Origin of the sequence: Pseudomonas frederiksbergensis (assembly GCF_001952935.1) — a bacterium.
GTDB lineage: Bacteria > Pseudomonadota > Gammaproteobacteria > Pseudomonadales > Pseudomonadaceae > Aquipseudomonas > Aquipseudomonas frederiksbergensis.
Window position 1 is genome coordinate 1,454,492 of the sequence record NZ_CP018319.1, and the last position, 24,838, is coordinate 1,479,329.

General features: G+C 58.2%; 20 protein-coding genes. 11 read left to right on the forward strand and 9 right to left on the reverse strand.

Annotated features, from left to right (window positions below; all coding sequences use genetic code 11):
- Window positions 1–125: 125 nt before the first annotated feature.
- The 5 genes from PFAS1_RS07015 to kdgD all read right to left on the reverse strand — a co-directional run bounded on the left by PFAS1_RS07015 (window position 126) and on the right by kdgD (window position 6,769).
- Window positions 126–1,067, reverse strand: coding sequence for an AEC family transporter (locus PFAS1_RS07015; protein ID WP_076028653.1), 942 nt, complete (start codon window positions 1,065–1,067; stop codon window positions 126–128).
- A gap of 186 nt (window positions 1,068–1,253) precedes the next feature.
- Entirely contained in the window at window positions 1,254–2,807 is a 1,554-nt protein-coding gene (gene garD / locus PFAS1_RS07020) for a galactarate dehydratase (protein ID WP_076028654.1), read from the reverse strand.
- Window positions 2,808–2,818: 11 nt separating this feature from the next.
- Entirely contained in the window at window positions 2,819–4,186 is a 1,368-nt protein-coding gene (locus PFAS1_RS07025; protein WP_076028655.1) for an MFS transporter, read from the reverse strand.
- A gap of 165 nt (window positions 4,187–4,351) precedes the next feature.
- Window positions 4,352–5,797: an aldehyde dehydrogenase family protein gene (locus PFAS1_RS07030; RefSeq protein WP_076028656.1), complete on the reverse strand. Its 1,446-nt coding sequence runs from the start codon at window positions 5,795–5,797 to the stop codon at window positions 4,352–4,354.
- 60 nt (window positions 5,798–5,857) lie between these two features.
- Window positions 5,858–6,769 carry a 5-dehydro-4-deoxyglucarate dehydratase gene (gene kdgD, locus PFAS1_RS07035; protein ID WP_008148911.1) on the reverse strand — a complete coding sequence of 304 codons (912 nt, stop codon included), beginning with the start codon at window positions 6,767–6,769 and terminating at the stop codon, window positions 5,858–5,860.
- Between the two features lie 237 nt (window positions 6,770–7,006).
- Here kdgD and PFAS1_RS07040 point away from each other — a divergent pair, with 237 nt between their 5' ends.
- From PFAS1_RS07040 to PFAS1_RS29865, 4 genes are all read left to right on the forward strand, one after another.
- Window positions 7,007–8,323 (forward strand): phospholipase, encoded by a 1,317-nt coding sequence (locus PFAS1_RS07040; protein WP_076028657.1) that lies wholly within the window; start codon window positions 7,007–7,009, stop codon window positions 8,321–8,323.
- A gap of 14 nt (window positions 8,324–8,337) precedes the next feature.
- On the forward strand, window positions 8,338–8,532 hold the full coding sequence (locus PFAS1_RS07045; RefSeq protein ID WP_076028658.1) for a hypothetical protein: 195 nt from the start codon (window positions 8,338–8,340) through the stop codon (window positions 8,530–8,532).
- Window positions 8,533–8,772: 240 nt separating this feature from the next.
- Complete coding sequence (locus PFAS1_RS07050; RefSeq protein ID WP_076028659.1) at window positions 8,773–8,982, forward strand: hypothetical protein; 210 nt, start codon at window positions 8,773–8,775, stop codon at window positions 8,980–8,982.
- A gap of 191 nt (window positions 8,983–9,173) precedes the next feature.
- Entirely contained in the window at window positions 9,174–9,722 is a 549-nt protein-coding gene (locus PFAS1_RS29865) for a hypothetical protein (protein ID WP_232252213.1), read from the forward strand.
- A gap of 7 nt (window positions 9,723–9,729) precedes the next feature.
- On the opposite strand, the gene PFAS1_RS07060 is transcribed toward PFAS1_RS29865, so the two are convergent.
- Together PFAS1_RS07060 and PFAS1_RS07065 are read right to left on the reverse strand one after the other, a co-directional pair.
- A complete protein-coding gene (locus PFAS1_RS07060; RefSeq protein WP_198044957.1) occupies window positions 9,730–10,476 on the reverse strand; it encodes a FadR/GntR family transcriptional regulator in 747 nt (248 codons plus the stop codon).
- Between the two features lie 207 nt (window positions 10,477–10,683).
- On the reverse strand, window positions 10,684–12,411 hold the full coding sequence (locus PFAS1_RS07065; protein ID WP_076028662.1) for an ABC transporter ATP-binding protein/permease: 1,728 nt from the start codon (window positions 12,409–12,411) through the stop codon (window positions 10,684–10,686).
- 301 nt (window positions 12,412–12,712) lie between these two features.
- Between PFAS1_RS07065 and PFAS1_RS29420 the strand changes: the two genes are divergently transcribed.
- Complete coding sequence (locus PFAS1_RS29420; protein ID WP_156886701.1) at window positions 12,713–13,060, forward strand: hypothetical protein; 348 nt, start codon at window positions 12,713–12,715, stop codon at window positions 13,058–13,060.
- A 72-nt stretch (window positions 13,061–13,132) separates the two neighbouring features.
- Here the strand turns inward: PFAS1_RS29420 and PFAS1_RS07070 are convergent, their stop codons facing one another.
- Window positions 13,133–13,699 (reverse strand): response regulator transcription factor, encoded by a 567-nt coding sequence (locus PFAS1_RS07070; protein ID WP_008148925.1) that lies wholly within the window; start codon window positions 13,697–13,699, stop codon window positions 13,133–13,135.
- Complete coding sequence (locus PFAS1_RS07075; RefSeq protein ID WP_074873750.1) at window positions 13,692–14,954, reverse strand: ATP-binding protein; 1,263 nt, start codon at window positions 14,952–14,954, stop codon at window positions 13,692–13,694. The genes PFAS1_RS07070 and PFAS1_RS07075 overlap by 8 nt, the downstream gene beginning before the upstream one ends.
- Before the next feature lie 314 nt (window positions 14,955–15,268).
- Between PFAS1_RS07075 and PFAS1_RS07080 the strand changes: the two genes are divergently transcribed.
- From PFAS1_RS07080 to PFAS1_RS07105, 6 genes are all read left to right on the forward strand, one after another.
- Window positions 15,269–15,985, forward strand: coding sequence for an SIMPL domain-containing protein (locus PFAS1_RS07080; RefSeq protein WP_076028663.1), 717 nt, complete (start codon window positions 15,269–15,271; stop codon window positions 15,983–15,985).
- 958 nt (window positions 15,986–16,943) lie between these two features.
- The gene (locus PFAS1_RS07085) at window positions 16,944–18,569 is read left to right on the forward strand and encodes an ABC transporter substrate-binding protein (RefSeq protein WP_076028664.1); all 1,626 of its coding nucleotides are present in this window, start codon (window positions 16,944–16,946) and stop codon (window positions 18,567–18,569) included.
- A 308-nt stretch (window positions 18,570–18,877) separates the two neighbouring features.
- Window positions 18,878–20,479: an ABC transporter substrate-binding protein gene (locus PFAS1_RS07090; RefSeq protein WP_076028665.1), complete on the forward strand. Its 1,602-nt coding sequence runs from the start codon at window positions 18,878–18,880 to the stop codon at window positions 20,477–20,479.
- 174 nt (window positions 20,480–20,653) lie between these two features.
- The gene (locus tag PFAS1_RS07095; protein ID WP_074873744.1) at window positions 20,654–22,069 is read left to right on the forward strand and encodes an OprD family porin; all 1,416 of its coding nucleotides are present in this window, start codon (window positions 20,654–20,656) and stop codon (window positions 22,067–22,069) included.
- An 80-nt stretch (window positions 22,070–22,149) separates the two neighbouring features.
- Window positions 22,150–23,745 (forward strand): ABC transporter substrate-binding protein, encoded by a 1,596-nt coding sequence (locus PFAS1_RS07100; protein ID WP_074873743.1) that lies wholly within the window; start codon window positions 22,150–22,152, stop codon window positions 23,743–23,745.
- 74 nt (window positions 23,746–23,819) lie between these two features.
- A complete protein-coding gene (locus PFAS1_RS07105) occupies window positions 23,820–24,830 on the forward strand; it encodes an ABC transporter permease subunit (RefSeq protein WP_076028666.1) in 1,011 nt (336 codons plus the stop codon).
- Window positions 24,831–24,838 lie beyond the last annotated feature (8 nt).

Genomic DNA, 24,838 nt, shown 5'->3' on the forward strand with positions numbered 1-24,838 from the left:
CTGGCGTTTGTGGTGTTGGAAAAATTGCTATCGCGAGCAGGCTCACTCCCACATTGGGAATGCATTCCCCTGTGGGAGTGAGCCTGCTCGCGATGAGGCCCTGAAGAACACCGCAAATCCCGGGGCTAAATCCACCCACCCCACTGCAACAAAAAGATCCCGATGTTGGTGGTGACCGCCGCCATCAACGTGGTGATTACGATGATCGCTGCCGCCAGTTCATGATTGCCATCGGCCTGACGGGCCATGACAAAACTGGCCGCGGCGGTCGGGCTGCCGAAGTACAAGAACAGAATCCCCAGCTCCGCCCCCCGAAAGCCCCACAGCCACGCCCCCAGCGTCGCCAGAATCGGCAGGCCGATCATCTTCACCAAGCTTGAGCTCAGCGCCATGTTGCCGCTTTTGCGCAGCGCTGCCAGCGACAGCGTGCCGCCGATGCAGATCAACGCCAACGGCAAGGTGGTTTGCGCCAGGTACTGGCCGGACTTTTCCAGCCATCCCGGCAAACCGATTTCGAAATAGGCAAACGGCGCCGCGGCAAACACGCTGATGATCAGCGGATTGACCATCACGCTTTTGCAGATACTCCACGGGTCGGACTTGATTACCGGACTGTAAACCGCCAGCACAATGGTCGAAAGCGTGTTGTAAAACAGGATCACCAACGCCGCAAGAATCGCCCCGAGGGAAATCCCGTAGTCACCGTACATGCTCGCCGCCAACGCGAGCCCGATGACCCCGTTGTTACCGCGAAACGCGCCTTGGGTGTAGATGCCTCGGTCTTCGCGGGGGCACTTCCAGATCGCCCAGCCCCAGGCAATCGCAAAACACAGCAGCGTCGCGATCGAGAAATAGATCAGCAGCGCCGGTTGCAGCGCGGCGTGCAGGTCGGCATGCAGGATGCCCAGAAACAGCAACGCCGGCATGGTGACGTTAAACACCAGGGCCGACGCAGTGTGGATGAAGTTGTCGTTGATCCAGTCGATGCGCTTGAGCAACACCCCCAGAAACAGCATGGCAAACACCGGCGCGGTGATGTTCAGGGTTTCGAGGAAGATAGCCAGCATGCCGGGGGTAACCTTGGGTGAGCGTCGTTAGGGGGCTAATGATAAGCCAGCAAGTCCCCCGGCGTCTGGTAGACCGTCTTCGCGAGCAAGCCCGCTCCCACATGGGATCTTCTTTGTTGCACAAATTGCGTGAACACTAAAGATCACTGTGGGAGCGGGCTTGCTCGCGAAACAGGCGACGCGGTCTCAGGTGATCGGCGCAGGGTTGAACAAGGTGATGTCGTTGTGCAGCTTATGCTGCTCCGCCCACGTCTGTTTCTTGCCGCTGGCCACATCCAGGTAGTAGTGGAACAACTCCCAGCCCAGGTCCTCAATCGAGGCCCGCCCGGTGGCAATCCGCCCGGCATCGATGTCGATCAGGTCTGGCCAACGCTGCGCCAGCTCGGTGCGGGTCGACACCTTCACCACCGGCGCCATCGCCAAACCATACGGCGTGCCACGCCCGGTGGTGAACACGTGCAGGTTCATCCCCGCCGCCAATTGCAACGTCCCGCAGACAAAATCACTGGCCGGGGTCGCGCAGAAAATCAGCCCTTTGCGCTTGAACCGCTCGCCTGGGCCCAGCACCCCGTTGATCGCGCTGCTGCCGGATTTGACGATCGAGCCCAGAGACTTCTCGACAATGTTCGACAACCCGCCCTTCTTGTTCCCCGGCGTGGTGTTGGCACTGCGGTCCGCTTCGCCCTTGGCCAGGTAACGGTCGTACCAGTCCATCTCGCGCACCAGTTCCTTGGCGACTTCCTCGGTTTCGGCGCGGGACGTCAGCAAGTAAATCGCGTCGCGAACCTCGGTGACTTCGGAAAACATCACCGTCGCACCGGCCCGCAACAACAGGTCCGAGGCATAACCCAACGCCGGGTTGGCGGTGATCCCGGAAAACGCATCGCTGCCGCCACACTGCATGCCGAGGATCAGCTCGGACGCCGGCACGGTTTCCCGGCGACGTTGATCGAGCTTCTTCAAACGGGTCTCGGCCAGCGCCATGATCTGCTCGATCATCTCGGTGAAACCGTGACTCGAATCCTGCAAGCGGTACAGCCACGGATCGCTCAAATCCACCGAGCTGTCGTTCTCGTGCATCACCTGCCCGGCCTGCAATTTCTCGCAGCCCAGGCTGATGACCAAGGCTTCGCCACCCAGGTTCGGGTTACGCGCCAGGTTGCGCACGGTACGGATCGGGATGTACGCGTCAGTCGCGGTAATCGCCACGCCACAACCGTAACTGTGGGTCAGCGCGACCACGTCATCGACGTGCGGATACTTGGGCAGCAACTCGTCCTTGATGCGCTTGACCGCATGGTCCAGCACCCCGGTGACGCACTGAACCGTGGTGGTGATCCCGAGAATATTGCGCGTGCCGACCGTGCCGTCGGCATTGCGATAACCCTCGAACGTGAAGCCTTCCAGCGGTGCCTGCGCCGCCGGGACTTCGGTGGACAGCGGCAAGCTGTCCAGCGGTGGCGCGGTGGGCATGCGCAGTTGATCTTCCTTGACCCAGCTGCCGCGCGGAATCGGCTGCAAGGCGTAGCCGATGGTCTGCCCGTAACGAATCACCTGGCCACCTTCGGGAATGTCTTCCAGGGTGACCTTATGGCTCTGTGGCACGAAATCCACGGTGACCAGGCCGTCCGGAAATTCGGTGCCGGCCAGCACGCCTTGGTCATTGACCACGATCACGACGTTGTCCCGCTCGTGCAGGCGGATGTAGCGCGGCGAGTCGGAATGTTCAATCAACTGCATGACGCCGCTCCTCAGGAATGCGCTTCAGATAATTTGCTGTTGGTTTCAGGACCGCTGACGGGCGGCTCTTTCAACACCACACGTTTGATCGGACCGACGATTACCAGGTAGCTGAACACCGCGACCAGCGCGTTGCAACCGACAAACACCAGCGCCCATTTGAACGAACCGGTGGAGCTGATGATGTAGCCGATGACAATCGGGGTGGTGATCGAAGCGATGTTGCCGAAGGTGTTGAACAGGCCACCGCTGAGACCGGCGATCTGTTTTGGCGAGGTGTCAGAGACCACGGCCCAACCCAGCGCACCCACGCCTTTGCCAAAGAATGCCAGGGCCATGAAGCCGACGACCATCCATTCAACGTCAACGTAGTTGCAGGCCACGATGCTGCTGGAGACCAGCAAGCCAGCAATGATCGGCGCCTTGCGGGCGAAGGTCAGTGAATGACCTTTGCGCAGCAGGTAGTCGGAAATCACCCCGCCGAGCACACCACCGATGAAGCCGCAGATCGCCGGCAACGAGGCAATGAAACCGGCCTTGAGGATGGTCATGCCGCGTTCTTGCACCAGGTACACCGGGAACCAGGTCAGGAAGAAGTAGGTGATGCCGTTGATGCAGTACTGGCCCAGATACACGCCAAGCATCATGCGGTTGGTCAGCAACTGGCGGATGTAGTCCCACTTCGGACCGTCGCCTTTTTTGCCTTTGCCTTTGTCCTGGTCCATGTCGACCATGCCGCCGTTGTCGGCGATGTGCTTGAACTCGGCGTCGTTGATCATCGGGTGCTGGCGCGGGCTGTAGATCACCTTCAGCCAGATCCCCGAGAAGATGATGCCGATCACGCCCATGACGATGAACACGTGCTGCCAGCCGAAGCTATAGACGATCCAGCCCATCAGCGGCGCAAACAACACGGTGGCGAAGTACTGCGCCGAGTTGAAAATCGCCGACGCCGTACCGCGTTCAGCGGTCGGGAACCAGGCCGCCACAATGCGTGCATTACCGGGGAAGGATGGCGCTTCGGCCAGGCCCACCAGGAAGCGCAGCATAAACAGCGCAACCACCGCCGTGGACATGCCGAACTCACCGACATAGCCCTGCAGCACGGTGAACAGCGACCAGGTGAAGATGCTGAGCGCGTAGATTTTTTTCGAGCCGAAACGGTCCAGCAACCAGCCACCGGGAATTTGCCCGGCCACGTAGGCCCAACCGAATGCAGAGAAGATGTAACCGAGGGTGACCGCGTCGATGCCGAGGTCTTTTTGCAGGCTGGAGCCTGCGATGGCGATGGTAGCCCGGTCGGCGTAGTTGATCGTGGTCACCAGAAAAAGCATGAGCAAAATCAAATAGCGGACGTGGGTCGGCTTGGTCGCTTGCATGTAGATGTACTCCCACTGATTATTTTTATGCGCGGGTGAATCTTTGGTTTTTCTGTGGGAGCGAGCCTGCTCGCGATAGTGGTCAACGATGACGCGGGGGCATCAGGTTTACCGCCGCGACCTCAAGACCATCGCGAGCAGGCTCGCTCCTACAAGGGTGTTGCGTTACGAACCGATATAAGAGGTCTTCACCACGGTGTAGAACTCTTGCGCGTAGCGACCTTGCTCACGTGATCCATAGGATGAACCTTTCCGCCCACCGAATGGAACGTGGTAATCCACGCCCGCCGTCGGCAGGTTGACCATCACCATCCCGGCCTGGGAGTGGCGCTTGAAGTGGTTGGCGTACTTCAACGACGTGGTGGCGATGCCCGCCGACAGACCGAACTCGGTGTCGTTGGCCATGGCCAGCGCAGCCTCGTAATCCGCTACGCGAACCACGTTGGCCACCGGGCCGAAGATCTCTTCGCGGCTGATACGCATCGCCGCTGTGCTGTCGGCAAACAGGGTTGGCGCAAGGTAGTAGCCTTCGGTGTCGCAGGTCACCAGACCACCGCCGCTGACCAGACGCGCACCCTCGGACTGGCCGATGTCGATGTACTTCAGGTCTTGTTCAAGCTGCGCTTGCGAGACGACCGGACCGATGTCGGTGCCGGTTTTCAACGCGTGACCGACCTTGATCGACTTCATGCGCTCGGCCACGGCTTCAACGAATTTGTCGTGAATCCCGGCGGTGACAATGAAGCGGCTCGAAGCAGTGCAACGCTGGCCGGTGGAGTAGAACGCGCTCTGTACTGACAGCTCGACCGCTTGCTTGAGATCGGCGTCGTCGAGAATGATCTGCGGGTTCTTGCCGCCCATTTCCAACTGAACCTTGGCCTGGCGCGACACGCAGCTGACCGCGATCTGACGACCGACGCCCACGGAACCGGTGAAGCTGATGCCGTCGACTTTCGGGCTCTGCACCAGCGCATCGCCCACCACACGACCGCTGCCCATCATCAGGTTGAACACGCCGGCCGGGAAGCCTGCACGGGAGATGATTTCGGCCAGCGCCCAGGCGCAACCCGGCACCAGATCGGCCGGTTTCAGCACGACGCAGTTGCCATAAGCCAGCGCCGGCGCGATTTTCCACGCAGGGATCGCGATCGGGAAGTTCCACGGCGTGATCAGACCGACCACACCCAGCGCTTCGCGAGTCACTTCGACGTTCACACCCGGACGCACCGACGGCAGATAGTCGCCGGACAGGCGCAGGCATTCGCCGGCGAAGAACTTGAAGATGTTGCCGGCGCGGGTCACCTCGCCGATGGCTTCAGGCAGTGTCTTGCCCTCTTCCCGGGCCAGCAAGGTGCCGAGCTCTTCGCGACGGGCGAGGATTTCGCTGCCGACTTTATCCAGCGAATCGTGACGAGCCTGAATGCCCGACGTGGACCAGGCCGGGAACGCGGCGCGAGCGGCGTCGATGGCGGCGTGAACCTGAGTCAGATCAGCCTTGGCGTATTCACCGATGGTGTCGGTCAATTCGGAGGGGTTGATGTTGTTGCAGTATTCGCTACCCGCAACCCATTCACCGTTGATGTAGTTATCAAAACGCTTTGCATTTGCCACGAGATGTTCTCCTCACGCAAAAGGCCGCTGAATACTCAGCGGCCTTGTTAATCGGGTGTGTTACTGCGCACCTTGCTTGTCGATCAGCGCAGCCAGAGCTTCGTACTCTTCTGGCAGCAGATCGGTCAGCGGTGCACGCACAGGACCTGCGTCATAGCCGACAATTTTTGCCCCGGCCTTGACGATGCTCACCGCGTAGCCGGCTTTGCGGTTACGGATGTCCAGGTATGGCAGGAAGAAGTCGTCGATGATCTTGCCGACGGTGGCGTGATCTTCGCGGGCGATGGCGTGGTAGAAATCCATCGCGGTTTTCGGGATGAAGTTGAACACCGCCGAGGAGTAAACCGGTACGCCCAGTGCCTTGTAGGCTGCGGCGTAGACTTCGGCGGTCGGCAAACCGCCCAGGTAGCTGAAGCGATCACCGAGGCGGCGACGGATCGACACCATCAACTCGATATCGCCCAGGCCATCCTTGTAGCCGATCAGGTTCGGGCAGCGCTCGGCCAGACGTTCCAGCAACGGCGCGGTCAGGCGGCAGACGTTACGGTTGTAAACCACCACGCCGATTTTCACCGATTTGCACACGGCTTCAACGTGGGCGGCAACGCCGTCCTGGCTTGCTTCGGTCAGGTAGTGCGGCAGCAGCAGCAGGCCTTTGGCGCCCAGACGCTCGGCTTCCTGTGCGTATTCGATGGCTTGACGAGTCGAACCGCCAACGCCGGCCAGAATCGGCACGCTGGTTTCGCAGGTGTCGACGGCGGTCTTGATGATTTCCGAATATTCGCTGGCCGCCAGAGAGAAGAACTCACCGGTGCCGCCCGCGGCGAACAATGCCGAGGCGCCGTATGGGGCCAGCCATTCGAGACGTTTGATGTAGCCCGCGCGATGGAAGTCGCCCTGAGCATTGAAATCGGTAACCGGGAAAGACAGCAGACCGGAAGAGAGGATGGACTTCAGTTCTTGTGGATTCATTATTCGAACACCCTGGATAGCGACGTATGTGTGTGAGAAACCGTTCAGCCTTCGCCGAAGTTGTAGGTCATCGTACAACTTAAATAATTACCGTCAACTGCATTTCATCGCCAACCACAAAATTTGAGTCGGAAAGGTATTTTCTTGACGTAGGAAATTTCTCACCTATGATCCAGATGACTGTATATGCATACAGTCATATTTTGATCGTACCGACGACATATCAAGGAGATAGAAATGTCAGGTCTACACGCACAACAGAAAGGAAAACCGAAACAGGTCATTGCCGAACTGGATGATCTTTTTACCGAACATGGCATCTCTCTCATCGGGGATAACCAGCACCTGGTCTTGCAGATTGCTGATCATCACAACTCTGCGCCTGCCCTTCCCGCACCTCTGCCCACAGCCTCCGGCAATGCCCTGAAAGGCAGGCCACAGCTAAGGTTCGAGGGTGGCGAACACACCGCCATCGGCGACAGTACGCTGCTGCGTTTCATCAAGGACGCACCGGCGATCCCCGCTTCGCAGGTGGAACTGCATCTACCCAATGGGCTGGCGCTGACCTATGGCCAGGTCATTGCGCTGGGGGGTGATTTCTATGGCATTCCCGATCAACCGATCAGCGAAGGCGCGACGGCCGCCGACCGAATCCAGCGCTTTTCTAACGCCTTTAACTCGCTGGCCGTGCTGCCGGCTTCTAACGCTGAGGCCAAGTTGATCCTCGCCGTGATGCAAAAGGAAATCGCCGCGATCAAGCAAGCGATCAAAGACGGAAAACAACCCCACGAGGCCTATGACGCCCTCGGTGATACGTTGTCGGAAGAGTGGAACAAGATTACCGGCGGCGGCAGTTTCGTCTCGGCGCTGTTCCCGTTGGGGCGTTATCTGAAACTGGCCGCCAACAATGCTGACCACTTTGCCGAATGGGCATTGGCGGCCTACATCGCCGGGCACACCGCAGCGGTGCAACAAGCGGTGCGGGCCCACGCCAGCGGCGATGAAAAGCAGCTGGAACTGGCCTATGCGATGAACGCTTTTGCCGATCACTACCTGACCGACCTCTTTTCCGCCGGCCACCTGCGCGTGCCGCGCAAACAATTGGCGGCGGTGGTCACACCGAGCGATCTGGGTTCGTTGATCACGCGATTCATGCACGACGAAGACAGCAAATTCGGCCTCAACGTGCGCAATGGCAACGGCGATCAATGGCGTGCGTATGGGGACAAGCGCTACTTCGACGCGATCGACAGCGCCAATCGCGCCCAGGTGAATCAGGCGGTGCAGCTGTCTGCGGATGAAGTGTTCGCGGCTTATCTCAGCGGAATCGCTCCGTCGGCCACCCATTTCGGCGCCTTGAAAAAGCTGCCTGATCTGCAAGCCGTACTGGACCTGGCGTCCAACTTCTCGCCGCTGTTCAGGGTCGAGGGCAACAAGGTGCTGCGACGCAAGGACGTCAACAACCTGAACGACACCGCCACCGTGGATGACTGGTGGGGCTGGAGCACTTACTTGCTGCTCAAGGATTACCAACCCACTGGCAACGTTGCCTGATAAGGAGATCGATGATGACTATCAAATTGAAACTGGAACTGGCTTCGGGGCAATCGCTGAAGGGAGCGCCGTTGGAGTTGTTGGCCAAGGGAATGCCGATTGCTCGGGCGGTGGTGGATGAGCATGGGCATGTGGTGTTCGATGCCAAGGCTGGGGTGGCTGGATTGGCGGTGAGGGTGGACCGTTCGATCCTGCGTTCAGTCTGTTAATTCAGCATCAAGGCTGACGGCCCTGTCGCGAGCAGGCTAGCTCCCACATTTGATCGTGTGTGCACTGTAGATCCCCTGTGGGAGCCTGCTCCGGGCGGCGTTCCGACGAGGCATTTTTCGGGCGCAGCGGAAGGTGTAGAGAGACACTGACCGTTCATCGAAACTGGTATTTCTTACAGTTTTGAGTAATCGCTGAAAGACGCTAAATCGGTTACTCCATTACTGCTCGGGTGAACGTCCATGAGAACAAAACACCGCTTTACATTTCCGGCCGAAACTAATGATGTCGCTCTAGAGATGCCCATGGAGTTTGACCTCCATGTGAACGTCGGAGACTTCGTTGAATTTGAAATGATTCCCGGAAAGGATTGGGTGATCACCCGCAAAAAATTCAAAGTGTTGATTGATAACACAGTCGAGTACGTCGACTACGCAACGGCCCCGGCGTGATATCTGAAAACACCTGCCCCCGCAGTTCCTGAGCCCTGCTGCGGCACTTGCGAGGAAGGCGTGGTGCGTCGATGGGTTTTCCATGATGAACGTCTTTCTCGAAAGTTGCGGCTGAAACCGCAAAAGGCTCAACACAGTTGCACGATCACCGTCGGCGAACATCAGTCCCTGTGGGAGCGAGCCTGCTCGCGATGGCAATCTATCAGCCAACAAATTACTCAGCCCATTTCACCCACCACTCGTCGGCACTGTCATTTGTGACAGTAGCCAAAAGACTGTCGCTGCGGCCTAAATGTTTTCGGGGTCAACAGACCGGCTCCGCCAACGCAGCGCTGCATTCGCGCCTATTCAAACGGTTTGATAAAACGTTAAAAGGATTTTTGATCATGACAGCACAACAGAAAGCCCTCGCAGCACCGGCACTTAAAGAAGCCGTCGAAGGAGTGCTCTACGTTCATAACCTGATTGACGCGGCACATGGTGAGGTGGGGCCATATCCGTATGCAGCAGCAGGCGACAAGGTTGAATTCACTGTACAAACTTCAACCGACAATACTTGGGTCTACTCGATCATAGTGACGCCAGGCTCGGTGGGAAAACCCATCACCTTCGCTATTCCAAAAGAAACTTTTGCGAAGGGTTTGGTTCCAGACGCCACTGCTAAACTGCGATACAGCGTAACCACTGACTCTGGTAATCCGGCTGTCTCTGTTGATCTCGTTGTTCAACTGAAACCATAAACCGCAATCAGCGCTGCGCCTCTGCCTCTTCATGAGCATGGCGCAGCCGCTCGCGACTATTCGTCAGATGCAACCGCATCGCCGCCCGCGCCGCATCCGAATCCTGACGCGCAATCGCATCGTAAATTTCTTCGTGCTCACGACTCAGGCGATTCATGTAGTGCTGCTGGTCGTCATGGGCCAGGCGTGCCGAGTTCAGGCGTGTACGCGGAATGATGCTGGTACCCAGGTGGGTCATGATGTCGGTGAAGTAGCGGTTGCCCGTCGCCAGGGCGATTTGCAGGTGGAACTGGAAGTCGGACGCCACGGCATCGCTGGCATGGGAAACACTTTCATTCAACGCATCCAGCGCAGCTCGCATCAAGGCCAGCTGCTCGGGGCTGCGGCGCTGTGCGGCGAGGCCCGCGGATTCCACTTCAAGGCTGATGCGCAGTTCCAGAATCGCCAGCACATCCCGCAGCGTGACCACGGTCGCCGGGTCGATACGGAAACCGCTCGGGCTTGGGGTATCGAGCACGAAAGTGCCGATGCCGTGGCGGGTTTCAACCTGGCCGGCCGCCTGCAAACGGGAAATCGCTTCGCGCACCACGGTGCGGCTGACGCCATGGGCATCCATGATCGCCGACTCGGTGGGCAATTTGTCGCCACGCTTGAGGTGACCGTCGCGGATCTGCTCGGACAGCACCGTCACCAGCTCCTGAGCGAGGCTGCGGCGCTTGCGAGGGAGGCGGGGTGCGTCGATCGGCTTTTCCATGGTGAACGTCTTTCTCGAAAGTTGCGGCTGAAACCGCATCATAGCTCAACGCGGTTGTACGATCACCGTCGGGGTGAACACCATTCCCCTTGTGGGAGCGGGCTTGCTCGCGAAGGCGGGGTGTCGGACACCATCAATGCTAGATGTCAGACCGCTTTCGTCGGAACGCCGCCCGGACCAAGCCCGCTCCCACAGGGTTGTTGGTATTCAGGCGGTCACGGTCTGGTCCACCAAATGGCCATTCTCGATACGCACATGGCGTGGATGGAAGCGCTTCAGGCTGCTGCGGTGCCCGACGCTGACGATGCTCAATCCCGGAATCTCATCGATCAAGGTCTGATACAGCGACGCTTCGTCCTCCTCGTCCATCGCCGAGGTCGCTTCGTCCATGTACAGCCATTGCGGCGCGTAAAGCAGCGCACGAGCGAAGGCCAGACGTTGCTGCTCACCCGGCGACAACATGCGCTGCCAGTGATTGGCTTCGTCCAGACGGGCAACGAGGTGCGGCAAACGGCACGCCTCCAGCACATGAACGTAGCGTTCCTGCGGATACGTATCGCCAGCCTGTGGATAACTCAACGCCTCGCGCAGCGTGCCAATCGGCAGATACGGTTTTTGCGGCAGGAACAGATAACGCCCCGTCGGCAGACGAATGCTGCCATGGCCAGCCGGCCACAGATGCCCCATCGCCCGCAGCAAGGTCGACTTGCCGCTGCCGGAACGGCCACTGAGCATGACCCGCTCGCCCTCCTCCACGGTCATCTCGGCGTTGGTCAGCAGGTGACGACCATCCGCCAGATCGAGGCCGAGGTTGTGCACCTTCAAAGCCGAGCCCGAATTCTGCACATCAATCGTCGGTGCGCGATTTTCGTTGTCAGTCATGGCCTGGCGGAAACTCAGCAGACGATCACAGGTAGCCCGCCATTCGGCGAGGTCCTGGTACGCCGTAATGAACCAGCTGAAGTTGTCCTGGACGTTAGCGAACGCCGAGTTGATTTGCATCAGCTCACCCAGCTCGATCTTGCCAGCGAAGTAACGCGGTGAGGCGACGATGAACGGGAAGATGACGGCAATCTGCTCATAACCGGAAGTAAAGAAGGTCAGACGCTTGGACACCTTCATGATGTCCCAGAAGTTGTGCCAGACCATTCCAAAACGGCTGCTCAAGCGACGATTTTCATTCGGCTCGCCGTTGTACAGCGCAATGCTTTCGGCATTCTCGCGAACCCGCACCATCGAGAAACGCAGGTCGGCTTCGAAGCGTTGCTGGTTATTGTTGAGGCCGATCAGGCGACGGCCAATCAAATGCGCCAGCCAACTGGCGACGGCGGCGTAGACCAGCGCGCACCAGAACATGTAACCGGGAATCGTGAAACCAAATACTTCGATACTGCCGGACACGCCCCACAGAATGATCGAGAACGAGACGAGGCTGACGATGTTGCGGATCAAACCAAGGCCCAGGAGCAAGGTGTTGGTGGTGAATTTATTGAGGTCTTCGGAAATGCGCTGGTCCGGGTTATCGGTGTAACCGCCCTGCTCCAGCTGGTAGTAATTCTTGTTGTCGAGCCAGCGGGTGAAGTGCTTCTCGGTGAGCCAGGCCCGCCAGCGGATGGTGAGCATCTGGGTCAGGTAGAGCCGATACACCGCGCCAAGAACCGCCACCGCCGCAATGCCGCAGAAATACAGGATCAACTGCCAGAACGCAGCATCGTCCTTCCTTTGCAGGGCATTGTAAAAATCCTTGTACCAGCTGTTGACCCACACCGAAATCGCCACGCTGAACAACGACAGCGCGATCACGGCGATCAGCAACGTCCAGGCCTTGCCCTTCTCTTCGCTGCGCCAGTAAGGCGTAGTCATTGCCCAGACTTTGCGAAAAAACTGCCCGCGCACAGCATCGTTGACCGCGGAATATTCAGCGTTCTGATTCATGGATAAGGCTCGTTAGATAAAAGAACACGCACAAACCGATCATAGATGAATGACCGTAGCTGTAATCCAGTGTGACAACAATTGTTCAGCCCCGGTTCAGTGACGAACCCGATCGTGGCAGTGCCGGAGCTAACAGACGCTTCCCTTCAGCGAACCGTCTACCGCTAGTCAGAACTGTCACATTTGACAGTAGCCGCGATGTATCGGATTGCATTCAATGCGCTCACACCGCCAGTGCCGCAATTAGTGGGTGTCAGGGCAACAACGCGCTGAAAATCAATGAATGAAAGGAGTTATTCGAATGAACAATGAAACCAAGGCTGCTATCGGAACCCCGATTGCCAAAGATGCAAAACGTGAAGGAGCGTTTTACGTCAGCACATTAGGCGAATGGACAGAAATTAGTACACCACAATCGGTATGGCCAGTCGGTGCCAACGTTATATTCAAAGCTACGATTCTAAAAGCTGACCCTCCGGCTAGTTGGGAATCTTCTCCTGTGCTCCCCTCTGCACATACAAGTGCCCAGATGTCCGTAGAAAAATATTTGAAGCCCCACCTACATAGAGAAATCGAATTCCAGTACTACGTGCTAGATCTGGGAACAGAAACCCCCTCTCATACCTTGAAAGTCCGTATTTTGCCGTAAAAGCTATATGAGATTAAAAAGCGACACTCAATCGAGTGTCACTTTTTTGCCTTAACCTCAACCAAAATTAGCTCAACGACGCACCGGCCTTTTCTGCAACTTGCGCTGCAGCGTGCGGCGGTGCATGCCCAGGGCCCGGGCAGTGGCGGAGATGTTGCCTTCGTGTTCGGTCAGCACGCGCTGGATGTGTTCCCACTGCAGGCGATCCACCGACATCGGGTTTTCCGGTACCAGTGTGTCGAGGTCGGCATGTTCGGAGAGCAGCGCGGCCAGCACGTCATCGGCGTCCGCCGGTTTGCACAGGTAATTGCAGGCGCCGCGCTTGATCGCCTCGACGGCGGTGGCGATGCTCGAGTAACCGGTGAGGATCACCACGCGCATTTCCGGGTCCAGCTCAAGCAGCTTGGGCAACAGCACCAGGCCGGAATCGCCGTCCATTTTCAGGTCCAGCGCGGCGTAGTCCGGCAGGTCGGCCTGAGCGATGGTCAGGCCTTCTTCGGCGGAACCGGCGGTGCTGACGCGAAAGCCGCGGCGGGCCATGGCACGGGCCATCACCCGGGTAAAAGTTGCGTCGTCGTCTACCAGCAGCAAATGCGGCAGTTCTTCGCCTTCGCCTTCGACTTGGATCTCGTCACTCATGTTCGTCTCCTCGGGCGACACGGGGCAGGCGCAGCTCGGTGAGCGTGCCGCCTTCCTCATGACTGTAGAGTTTCACTGAGCCGCCGGCGCGTGTCACGCTGGCCTTGCTCAAAAACAGGCCCAGGCCAAAACCTTTGCCCTTGGTGGTAAAAAACGGCTTGCCGATCTGCTCGGCGATAGCCAGCGGCACACCGGCACCGTGGTCGCGGATGCTGATGGTCAGGTCTTCGGCATTCCAGTCCAGCGTCACTTGCAGCCCTTCGGGGCAAGCGTCGGCGGCATTGTTGAGCAAATTCAGCAGCGCCTGGGTCAGGTCCGGCGGCGGCGCCATGCGCGGCACGGGGCCTTGGCCCAGGCGCTGGAAGCGATAACTGGCTTCCGGGCGCATCAGGTGCCAGCGGTTCAGGGCTTCGTCGAGCCAATCGGTGACGTCCTGCATCTCCACGGCCAATCGACGATTGGCTTCGGCGGCGCGCACCAATTGCTGCAAGGTTTCCTTGCAGAGTTTGACCTGATCCTGGAGCACGCTCAGGTCCTCCTGCAACATCGGGTCGTGATGGTCCTGGCGCATTTCCTTGAGCAATACACTCATGGTCGCCAGCGGCGTGCCCAGCTCATGGGCGGCACCCGCTGCCTGGGTCGCGACGGCCAGCAGTTGTTGATCGCGCAGGCCTTCCTCGCGACGAATGGCGCGCAATTCTTCCTGACGACGCAGCTCTTCAGCCATGCGTGCGGCGAAGAAAGTGATGACCGCCGCCGCCAGGGCAAAGCTCAGCCACATCCCGTAAACCTGCAGGTTTTCCCGAGCGATCGGGAAGGTTTGCAGCGGATAGAAGCGCGCCAGCAGCAGGGTGTACATCGTCAACGCGATGCCGGACAGAATCACCGAATAACGCCACGGCAACGTCACCGCGGCGATGGTCAGCGGCACCAGGTAATAAGAGACGAAGGGATTGGTCGAGCCGCCGGAGAAGTACAGCAAGGCACTGTGGATAAACAGGTCGCAGGCCAGTTGCACGGCGTATTCGAGTTCGGTAACCGGCCATGAGGTGCGCAGGCGAATGGCCGTGAATGCACACAGCAGCATCGAACAGCCGAGGGTCGCAGCCAGTTGGAACCAGGGCAGCGGCAGCAAGTCGAGCCAGTAGGCCAGGCCCACGGAACCCGCCTGAGCGGCCAACACCAATGTGCGGATGAACGTCAGCCGCCAAAGGTTCTGGCGAGTTGCGGAAGTGATTTGAACGGGGGCGAGCATGAGCTCTCCTGATGAGCGCTCCAGGCGGATCGCACGGAGTATAACCAAGCACGGGGGCTGGCAGGCAAAAGTGCGGCAAACGGCCACATGGCAGAAAGGATTGTGGCGTCTATAAGACCGCTATCGCGAGCAGGCTCGCTCCCACATTGAAATGCCTTCCCCTGTGGGAGCGAGCCTGCTCGCGATTGACCGCGCAGCGGTCATCTTCGATCTGTATAGAAGTTGTAACTGTGCGAACCGGATCATAAAAGCTAGAGTCTGATGGTTTCACGCAGGCCCGGACATTACCCCTGCGCATCGCCCAAGGAGCTTTCATGCACACATTCCGCCGCAGCGCCGCCCTTCTTGCCCTTAGCGCTGGCACTCTCGCCATCCTGCCAGCTCTCGCCGCCGACGAGCTGCACTACAACCAGATCGCCCTGCGCGCCGAAGTCAGCCAGGAAGTGGCCCGCGACCTGATGATCGTGACCCTCTACACCGAAGAGCAAAACACCGACCCGGCCAAACTCGCCGCCGACGTCAGCACCACCATGAACAAAGCACTGGCCCAGGCCAAGCAGGTCAAAGACATCACCCTGCGCCAGGGCAGCCGCAACAGCTACCCGATCTACGACACCAAGGGTCAGAAAATCACCGGTTGGCGCGAACGCGCCGAACTGCGCCTGGAAAGCTCCGACTTCGCTGCGCTGTCGAAGCTGACCGGCGAACTCCTTACCGACTTGAAAATGGGCGGCATGGACTTCGCCATCGCTAACCCAACCCGCAAGGCCAGCGAAGATGCGCTGCTTAAAGAAGCCGTGACGGCCTTCAAGGCCCGTGCGCAATTGGCAACCGACGCGTTGGGCGGCAGCGGTTACAAAATCGTCAACCTGAACCTGAACAGCAACGGTTATCCACAACCGTACATGCGTGGGCCGATGATGATGAAAGCGGCGAGCATGGATTCGGCACCGGTGACGCCTGAGGTTGAGGCGGGCACCAGCCAGGTCAGCATGACGGCGGATGGTTCGATTGAAGTGTTGATGCCTTGATTCGATAACCCGTAAACAGAAACGGCGATCACTGAAGTGATCGCCGTTTTTTTGTCCCAGACCAAAACCCACGTAGTCCCCCTGTAGGCGTTTGCTCAAGGCTTAAAGGCGGAACGCGGAGCGTCCCCGGCGGCATTCCCACGCGGAGCGTGGGAACGATCAATTGGGGGCAGCAGAAAGAGATTGGTCGGCTGTCAGGACGCCATCGCGAGCAGGCTCGCTCCCACAGGAGATCGCGTACGCCTTTCGCTCCTGACCACTCAACAGGCCGAGCGTTAGCTCCCCGCAGCTCTTGATCTTGATCCACCCGCCCCTTCACGCCGAGCCTAAGCGAGGGGCCGGACGCTGGGGCGAGACTTTTTGGTTACTTTTGAGGCGTTTGTCAAAAGTGACTCGCCGTAAGGGCAAAACCGTAAGTGGCCGTTACCGCAGAAATGGATATGTACACCAGAAAGAAACTGGTCGCAGCAGCAAAGGTTGCACCCCCGGTACTGCCAACCCCCCCAGGCAGCCCCCACCAAATCCAAAAAAAGCCAGGCATCACCTACAGATGTCCACTGACAAACAGTAACGCAACAATCTGCCCCCAAAGACACAACAACCCTTTAAACAACAAATACCTGGCCACCAAACCAGAACTCAATCTCATTCACGCTCGCCCTCCCCATCCCCCCCTCAATGATGGGTATAAATAAGTAACACCGCGCTCCAATCGAGTGCGCAAGACGCCCCGATCGCCCCGCCGAGGTGCGCCATATGCACCGTAAAAAACCTGCGCAAACGGTCAAATGCGCGTGAATTTATACAAATGCGACATTAAGGTACGTTCGTGCCACTGTTTAAGGCCCGTGGCCGCTCTGGATCTTGCATTGGGTATGGCCCCTGCATAAGTATCCGCAGGCACGACTCACGAGGTCGTCCTCTAATTCCAAAAATGACAACAAATCATGAGGCCACCATGCTTAAACACGCGGTCATTCCGTTTTTAGTCGGCGCAAGCTTATTAGCCAGCGCACCTTTCGCCCAAGCGGCGACTAACCTGGTGTTTTGCTCCGAAGGGAGCCCGGCCGGTTTTGATCCTGGTCAGTACACCACCGGAACCGACTTCGACGCCTCTGCAGAAACCATGTTCAACCGTCTGACTCAGTTCGAGCGCGGCGGCACCGCCGTTATTCCTGGTCTGGCGACCAAATGGGACATCTCCGATGATGGCCTGACTTACACCTTCCACCTGCGTGAAGGCGTCAAGTTCCACACCACCCCGTATTTCAAGCCGACTCGTGAGTTCAACGCCGACGACGTGCTGTTCACCTTTAATCGCATGATTAACAAGGATGATCCGTTCCGTAAGGCGTACCCAACCGAATTCCCGTACTTCACCGACATGGGGATGGACACCAACATCGCCAAGATCGATAAAGTCGACGACAAAACTGTCAAGTTCACCCTGAAGGAAGTCGACGCCGCGTTCATCCAGAACATGGCCATGAGTTTCGCGTCCGTCCAGTCCGCCGAATATGCCGCCCAACTGCTGAAAGAAGGCAAAGCCGCCGACATCAACCAGAAACCGGTTGGCACTGGCCCGTTCGTGTTCAAGAGCTACCAGAAAGACTCCAACATCCGCTACACCGGGAACAAGGACTACTGGCAGCCTGACGACGTCAAGATCGACAACCTGATCTTCGCCATTACCACCGACCCCTCGGTACGCATCCAGAAGCTGAAGAAGAACGAGTGCCAGATCACTCTGTTCCCACGTCCAGCCGACCTGAAAGCACTGAAGGAAGACAAAACCCTGAAGGTGCCTGATCAGGCTGGTTTCAACCTGGGTTACATCGCCTACAACGTGATGCCAGTGCTCAAGGGCCGCACCGACGCCAACCCGCTGGCCGAGCTGAAGGTTCGTCAGGCGCTGGACATGGCAGTGAACAAGCAGCAGATCATCGACTCGGTTTACCAGGGTGCAGGTCAACTGGCGGTCAACGCCATGCCACCGACCCAGTGGTCCTACGACACCACCATCAAGGATGCCAAGTACGATCCTGAGAAAGCCAAGGAACTGCTCAAGGAAGCGGGCGTCAAGGAAGGTACCCAGATCACTCTGTGGGCCATGCCGGTTCAGCGTCCGTACAACCCGAACGCTAAATTGATGGCTGAAATGCTGCAATCCGACTGGGCGAAGATCGGCCTCAAGGTCAACATCGTCAGCTACGAATGGGGCGAGTACATCAAGCGTTCCAAGGGCGGTGAGAACCAGGCGATGCTGATCGGCTGGAGCGGCGACAATGGTGATCCGGACAACTGGCTGAACGTGCTGTTCGGCTGCGATTCGCTGCAAGGCAACAACTTCTCCAAGTGGTGCGACAAGAAGTTCGACGGCATCGTGAAAGAAGCCAAGCGCACGACCGATCAGTCCAAGCGCACCGAACTGTACAAACAGGCGCAACACGTCCTCAAAGATGCCGTTCCAATGACACCTATCGCTCACTCGACGGTGTTCCAACCCATGCGCGACAACGTGCAGGACTTCAAGATCAGCCCGTTTGGCTTGAACTCCTTCTACGGCGTCAGCATCAGCAAATAAGGATTTGCAACGGCGACGTTTTTGACGTCGCCGTTGTTTTATCTGCCGAGAAAGTAGGAAACAACCTACATCCAGTTCCGCTGAGTATTACAGCAGCGGAGTCGGACGCGTCGCCATTTCCTACGAGTCTTTAGGACTCTACGCATTTACTGCCAGACCCGCGGCTCATACCGTCGGGCTCTGACCAGTTCATGCGTGGCCTCTCGGTTATTGCTGGATGTCATGGCTTGAGATCAGTGATACCTCCACCTCCCTGGACGAGGCGGCGGACCATTGAAAACACTTAGAGAAAGAGAAAAGGGAGCGTCATGCGCCATACCTTGGTTTTATCCGCATTGCTGGGCACCGGCCTGCTGGCCGTCACTTCCATCAGCCAGGCCGCCAATAACAGCCTGGTGTTCTGCTCCGAAGGCAGCCCCGCTGGCTTCGACACTGCGCAGTACACGACCGCGACCGATAACGACGCCGCCGAACCGTTGTACAACCGACTGGCAGAGTTCGAAAAAGGCGCCACCAACGTCGTACCTGGCCTGGCCACCCGCTGGGATATTTCCGAGGACGGCCTCAAGTACACTTTTCACCTGCGCGAAGGGGTGAAGTTTCATACAACCAAATACTTCACGCCGACCCGTGATTTCAACGCCGACGACGTGCTGTTCACGTTCAATCGCATGCTCGATCCGCAGCAACCTTTCCGTAAGGCTTATCCGACCGAGTTCCCGTATTTCAACGGAATGAGCCTGAACAAGAACATCGCCAAGGTCGAGAAGACCGGGCCGCTGACCGTGGTCATGACGCTCAACAGTGTGGACGCCGCGTTCATCCAGAACATCGCCATGAGCTTCGCCGCCATCCTGTCCGCCGAATACGCCGACAAACTGCTGGCCGACGGCAAGCCGAGCGACATCAACCAGAAGCCGATCGGCACCGGGCCGTTCGTGTTCAAGAGCTACCAGAAAGATTCCAACATCCGTTACACCGGCAACAAGCAGTACTGGGACCCGAGCCGGGTCAAACTCGAAAACCTGATTTTCGCCATCAACACCGACGCCTCGGTGCGGGTGCAGAAGCTCAAGGCCAACGAGTGCCAGATCACCCTGCACCCGCGCCCTGCCGACGTGACTGCGCTGAAGAACGACCCGGCACTCAAGCTCATCGAGAAGCCCGGTTTCAACCTCGGTTACATCGCCTACAACGTGCGCCACAAACCTTTCGACCAGCTCGAAGTGCGCCAGGCGCTGGACATGGCGGTGAACAAGCAAGGGATTCTCAACGCCGTCTATCAAGGTGCCGGTCAACTGGCGGTCAACGCCATGCCACCAACCCAATGGTCCTACGACGAGACCATTAAAGACGCCGCCTACAACCCGGAAAAAGCCAAGGAACTGCTCAAGGCTGCCGGCGTGAAGGAAGGCACGGAAATCACTTTATGGGCGATGCCCGTTCAGCGCCCTTACAACCCGAACGCCAAATTGATGGCCGAAATGCTCCAGGCTGACTGGGCGAAGATCGGTCTCAAAGTGAAGATCGTCAGCTACGAATGGGGCGAGTACATCAAGCGCACCAAGAATGGCGAGCACGACGTCAGCCTGATCGGCTGGACCGGTGACAACGGGGACCCGGACAACTGGCTCGGCACGCTTTACAGCTGCGACGCCATTGGCGGCAACAACTACTCCATGTGGTGTGATCCGGCTTACGACAAGCTGATCAAGCAGGCCAAGGTCGTCACCGACCGCGACCAGCGCACCGTGCTCTACAAACAGGCGCAACAGTACCTCAAGCAGCAGGTGCCGATTACGCCAGTCGCCCACTCGACGGTCAACCAGCCGTTGAGCGCCAAAATCGACGGATTCAAGGTGAGTCCGTTCGGTCGTAACGTGTTCTCGGGCGTCAGCATAGAAAAATAACCGATTAGCCAGAAACGCTGGGGGCGGATTCCGCCCTCACGCAAGCGTATTGCCGTAATTCGTCAATCCGGCCTACAGCAAACGTTTGCGACGCCTTGAATGAGTTCCAAACCAAATAGCCGGATCACCAAAAAAGACCGGCATTAAAAAAAAGAAAGAAAGGAGCTTCACCCCATGAAACTGAGCAGCACCGCGTTACTGGCCTTGGCCATCAGCAGCGTAACCGCTACGGCGTACGCAGAAACCCAGAGCCAGGCGTTCACCCCGGTTACCGTGAAAGAGAAAAGTGCCCAGAGTGAAGCCACTGGCTTTGTTGAAGGCCAATCGATCACCGGGAGCACGCGTAACTGGTATGCGAACGAGCAACTGAAGCGTGGTAGCAAGTTCAGCTACAACAAAAACGGTGCATTGGTCGACACCGACCGCCGCATCAACTGGGTCCAGGGCACAATCGTCAAGTACAACTCGGGCTTTACACAAGGCACTGTCGGTTTCAACACCGAAGTCGCGGCTTACAATGCCATCGCCCTGGATCGTGATCGCGAAGACTTGGCCTCGCGTTTCGGTGGTGTACCGGGTGACCGTGCAAAGCCTGGCTACAACCGTACTCTGACTAAAGAAGGTGGCGACGCCGTTGGCCAGTGGAGCAAACTGGGTCTGGCCAACGTCAAGGCCCGTTTCTCCAACACCACCCTGACCGCCGGTCGTCAGAACTTCAGCAGCCCGCAAGTGGACGTCATCGGTAACCGTCCACTGCCTTCGAGCTTCCAGGGTGTTTCCCTGCACAGCGAAGAGCTGGAAAACCTGACTTTTGACTTGGCCACCTTCGACCGCAACTCTCCACGAACTGAACAAAGCCAGCGTAAATTTCGCTCCGAATACGCTGACGAAATCATTGAAATCGATCACGTGAACACCGCTGGTATCACCTACCAGCCATTCGCCAGCCTGACCACTAGCCTGTGGGGCACCCAGGCCGAAGACATGTGGAACCAGTACTACTTCGGCGCCAGCCATGTATTGGGTGACAGCTCGGTACTGAGCCTGACCACCGGCCTGAACTACTACAAAACCGTCGACGAAGGCAAAGCCGTACTGGGCGAAATCGACAACGACACCTACTCCCTGTCGCTCGGCCTGACTCACCAGGCCCACAGCCTGACCTTCTCCTACCAGGAAGTGAACGGTAACGAGTACTTCGACTACCTGCACGAAACCAACGGCATCTACCTGGCCAACTCCCTGCTGTCGGACTTCAACGGCCCGAACGAGAAGTCCTTCCAGATCGCCTACGGCCTGAACATGGCTGAATACGGCGTACCAGGCTTGAAATTCAACATTTACCAGGCTCGCGGCTGGGGCATCGACGGCACTCACAACAAAGGCGGCGCTTACGCCAGCGTGCAGACGATGGATGGCGAACACCATTACGAGTACGGCATCGGTAGTTCGTACGCCATTCAAAGTGGCCCACTCAAGGCCACTACTGTGCGTGCGACCTACACCGCTCACCGCGCCAGCGAAAACCAGTCTGATGGCAGCATCAACGAGTTCCGTCTCGTGACCACCATCCCGTTCAACATTCTGTAAATGCACCTGCCGAACGGCTGATTCAGTGACGAATCGGCCGTTCGGCTTTGTCCTTTTAACCGATTGCAGAGGGTTCTTTGATGAAAATGCTTCCCCTACGTGCGGCCATCGCAGCCGCGTTGCTGAGTGTCGCCGTTGGCGTCTCGGCCAAACCCCTGGTGGTCTGCACCGAAGCCAGTCCGGAAGGCTTCGACATGGTCCAGTACACGACTGCAGTCACCGCCGATGCGGTGGCCGAAACCATCTTCAATCGTCTGGCGGACTTCAAGCCCGGCACCACAGAAGTGATTCCGGCACTGGCCGATTCCTGGGACATCAGTGAAGACGGTCTGACCTACACGTTCCACCTGCGCAAAGGCGTCAAGTTCCACACCACCGACTACTTCAAGCCGACCCGCGACATGAATGCCGACGACGTGGTCTGGAGCTTCCAGCGTCAGCTGGACCCGAATCACCCGTGGCACAAACTGTCGAGCGTGGGCTTCCCGTACTTTGAAAGCATGGGCTTCAAGGAACTGCTCAAAAGTGTCGAGAAGATCGACGACAACACGGTCACCTTCACCCTGACCCGCCGCGAAGCGCCGTTCCTGGCCGACATCGCCATGGCCTTCTCCTCGATCTACTCTGCCGAATATGCTGACCAACTGCTCAAGGCCAACAAGACCGGCGACCTGAACAACAAGCCTGTCGGCACCGGCCCGTTCGTTTTCCAGCGTTACGCCAAGGACGCTCAAGTCCGCTTCAAGGCCAACGCGGACTACTTCCGTGGCAAGCCACCGGCTGATTCGCTGATCCTGGCCATCGCCACCGACAACAACGTGCGCCTGCAAAAACTGAAAGCCAACGAATGTCAGATTGCGCTGTATCCCAAGCCAGATGACATTCCGAGCATCAAGAAAGACGCCAAACTGAGTGTCGATGAACTGAACGCGATGACCGTCTCGTACATCGCCATGAACACCTCGCACAAATACATGAGCGATGTGCGCGTACGCAAAGCCATCGACATCGCCTTCGACAAGGCCGCCTACGTCAACGCGCTGTTCGGCAAAGGCAATGCGACCGTGGCGGTCAATCCGTACCCGGACACCTTGCTGGGCTACAACCACGACCTGAAGAACCCGCCGCGTGATCTGGACAAGGCCCGCGCCTTGCTCAAGGAAGCCGGCGTGCCGGATGGCACTACGTTTACCCTGTTCACCCGTAACGGCGGCGGTCCAACCAACCCGAACCCGATGCTCGGCGCACAAATGATGCAGGCCGACCTGGCCAAGGTCGGGATCAAGATTGATATTCGCGTCATGGAGTGGGGCGAAATGCTCAAGCGCGCCAAAAATGGCGAACATGACATGGTGTCTGCCGGATGGGCGGGTGATAACGGCGACCCGGATAACTTCCTGACGCCTATGCTCAGTTGCGAGGCCGCCAAAAACGGCGAAAACTACGCACGCTGGTGTAACGAGAAGTTCCAGGCGCTGATCGATGAAGCCAGGGCTAAAGTTAACCCGGCCGAACGCGCAGCGCTCTATGAGCAAGCCCAGGTGATTTTCAATCAGGACCAGCCATGGATCAGCATGGCGCACACCCGTATGTTCACCGCAATGCGTAACAACGTAGAGGGCTATCACATTAGCCCGCTCACCACTAATAACTTCGCCACCACCCAGGTGAAGTAGGTAAGAAAACTCCCGGCGCCCCTGATCCCAGGGGCGCCAGGCACGCCTAACCGGCTGATGAGGTACACCACACGATGTTTAGTTTTATTGCCCGCCGACTGGGGTTATTGATCCCCACGTTCTTCGGCATCACCTTGCTGACTTTCGCGTTGATTCGCATGATTCCAGGCGACCCCGTGGAAGTGATGATGGGCGAACGTCGGGTCGACCCCGAAATGCATGCCCAGGCAATGGAACGCCTTGGTCTGAACAAACCGCTGTATGCCCAATACCTGGACTACATCGGCAAGTTGGCCCACGGCGACCTTGGCGAATCCCTGCGTACTCGCGAAAGCGTCTGGACCGAGTTCAGCTCTCTATTCCCCGCGACCCTGGAACTGTCCATGGCCGCGCTGTTGTTCGCCGGCATCCTGGGCCTTCTGGCCGGGGTGATTGCGGCACTCAAGCGAGGATCCCTTTTCGACCATGGGGTGATGGGCATCTCCCTGGCGGGATACTCGATGCCGATCTTCTGGTGGGGCCTGATCCTGATCATGTTCTTCTCGGTATCCCTTGGCTGGACCCCGGTTTCCGGGCGGATCGACCTGCTCTACGACATCGAGCCGCGCACCGGTTTCATGCTGATCGATACGCTGCTGGCCGATGACGTCGGGGCGTTCTTCGATGCCCTGCATCACCTGATCCTGCCGGCCATCGTGCTCGGCACCATCCCGCTGGCGGTGATCGCGCGGATGACCCGTTCTTCGATGCTCGAAGTGCTGCGTGAAGACTACATCCGTACCGCCCGCGCCAAAGGCCTGTCGCCATCGCGTGTGGTATTCGTTCACGGTTTGCGTAACGCGCTGATTCCGGTGCTGACCGTGGTCGGCCTGCAAGTCGGCACTCTGCTGGCCGGTGCGGTCCTGACCGAAACCATTTTCTCCTGGCCCGGCATCGGCAAATGGCTGATCGAAGCCATTGGCGCACGGGATTATCCCGTGGTGCAAAACGGCATCCTGTTAATCGCCTGCCTGGTGATTGTGGTCAACTTCGTGGTGGACATCCTCTACGGCTTTGCCAACCCACGCATCCGTCATCAGCGCTGAGATCAAGA

Excerpts from the sequence above, each read along its gene's own strand:
- PFAS1_RS07015 (WP_076028653.1), bottom strand. The coding sequence starts at position 1,067 with ATGCTGGCTATCTTCCTCGAAACCCTGAACATCACCGCGCCGGTGTTT.
- garD (WP_076028654.1), bottom strand. The coding sequence starts at position 2,807 with ATGCAGTTGATTGAACATTCCGACTCGCCGCGCTACATCCGCCTGCAC.
- PFAS1_RS07025 (WP_076028655.1), bottom strand. The coding sequence starts at position 4,186 with ATGCAAGCGACCAAGCCGACCCACGTCCGCTATTTGATTTTGCTCATG.
- kdgD (WP_008148911.1), bottom strand. The coding sequence starts at position 6,769 with ATGAATCCACAAGAACTGAAGTCCATCCTCTCTTCCGGTCTGCTGTCT.
- PFAS1_RS07040 (WP_076028657.1), top strand. The coding sequence starts at position 7,007 with ATGTCAGGTCTACACGCACAACAGAAAGGAAAACCGAAACAGGTCATT.
- PFAS1_RS07045 (WP_076028658.1), top strand. The coding sequence starts at position 8,338 with ATGACTATCAAATTGAAACTGGAACTGGCTTCGGGGCAATCGCTGAAG.
- PFAS1_RS07050 (WP_076028659.1), top strand. The coding sequence starts at position 8,773 with ATGAGAACAAAACACCGCTTTACATTTCCGGCCGAAACTAATGATGTC.
- PFAS1_RS29865 (WP_232252213.1), top strand. The coding sequence starts at position 9,174 with ATGGCAATCTATCAGCCAACAAATTACTCAGCCCATTTCACCCACCAC.
- PFAS1_RS07060 (WP_198044957.1), bottom strand. The coding sequence starts at position 10,476 with ATGGAAAAGCCGATCGACGCACCCCGCCTCCCTCGCAAGCGCCGCAGC.
- PFAS1_RS07065 (WP_076028662.1), bottom strand. The coding sequence starts at position 12,411 with ATGAATCAGAACGCTGAATATTCCGCGGTCAACGATGCTGTGCGCGGG.
- PFAS1_RS29420 (WP_156886701.1), top strand. The coding sequence starts at position 12,713 with ATGAACAATGAAACCAAGGCTGCTATCGGAACCCCGATTGCCAAAGAT.
- PFAS1_RS07070 (WP_008148925.1), bottom strand. The coding sequence starts at position 13,699 with ATGAGTGACGAGATCCAAGTCGAAGGCGAAGGCGAAGAACTGCCGCAT.
- PFAS1_RS07075 (WP_074873750.1), bottom strand. The coding sequence starts at position 14,954 with ATGCTCGCCCCCGTTCAAATCACTTCCGCAACTCGCCAGAACCTTTGG.
- PFAS1_RS07080 (WP_076028663.1), top strand. The coding sequence starts at position 15,269 with ATGCACACATTCCGCCGCAGCGCCGCCCTTCTTGCCCTTAGCGCTGGC.
- PFAS1_RS07085 (WP_076028664.1), top strand. The coding sequence starts at position 16,944 with ATGCTTAAACACGCGGTCATTCCGTTTTTAGTCGGCGCAAGCTTATTA.
- PFAS1_RS07090 (WP_076028665.1), top strand. The coding sequence starts at position 18,878 with ATGCGCCATACCTTGGTTTTATCCGCATTGCTGGGCACCGGCCTGCTG.
- PFAS1_RS07095 (WP_074873744.1), top strand. The coding sequence starts at position 20,654 with ATGAAACTGAGCAGCACCGCGTTACTGGCCTTGGCCATCAGCAGCGTA.
- PFAS1_RS07100 (WP_074873743.1), top strand. The coding sequence starts at position 22,150 with ATGAAAATGCTTCCCCTACGTGCGGCCATCGCAGCCGCGTTGCTGAGT.
- PFAS1_RS07105 (WP_076028666.1), top strand. The coding sequence starts at position 23,820 with ATGTTTAGTTTTATTGCCCGCCGACTGGGGTTATTGATCCCCACGTTC.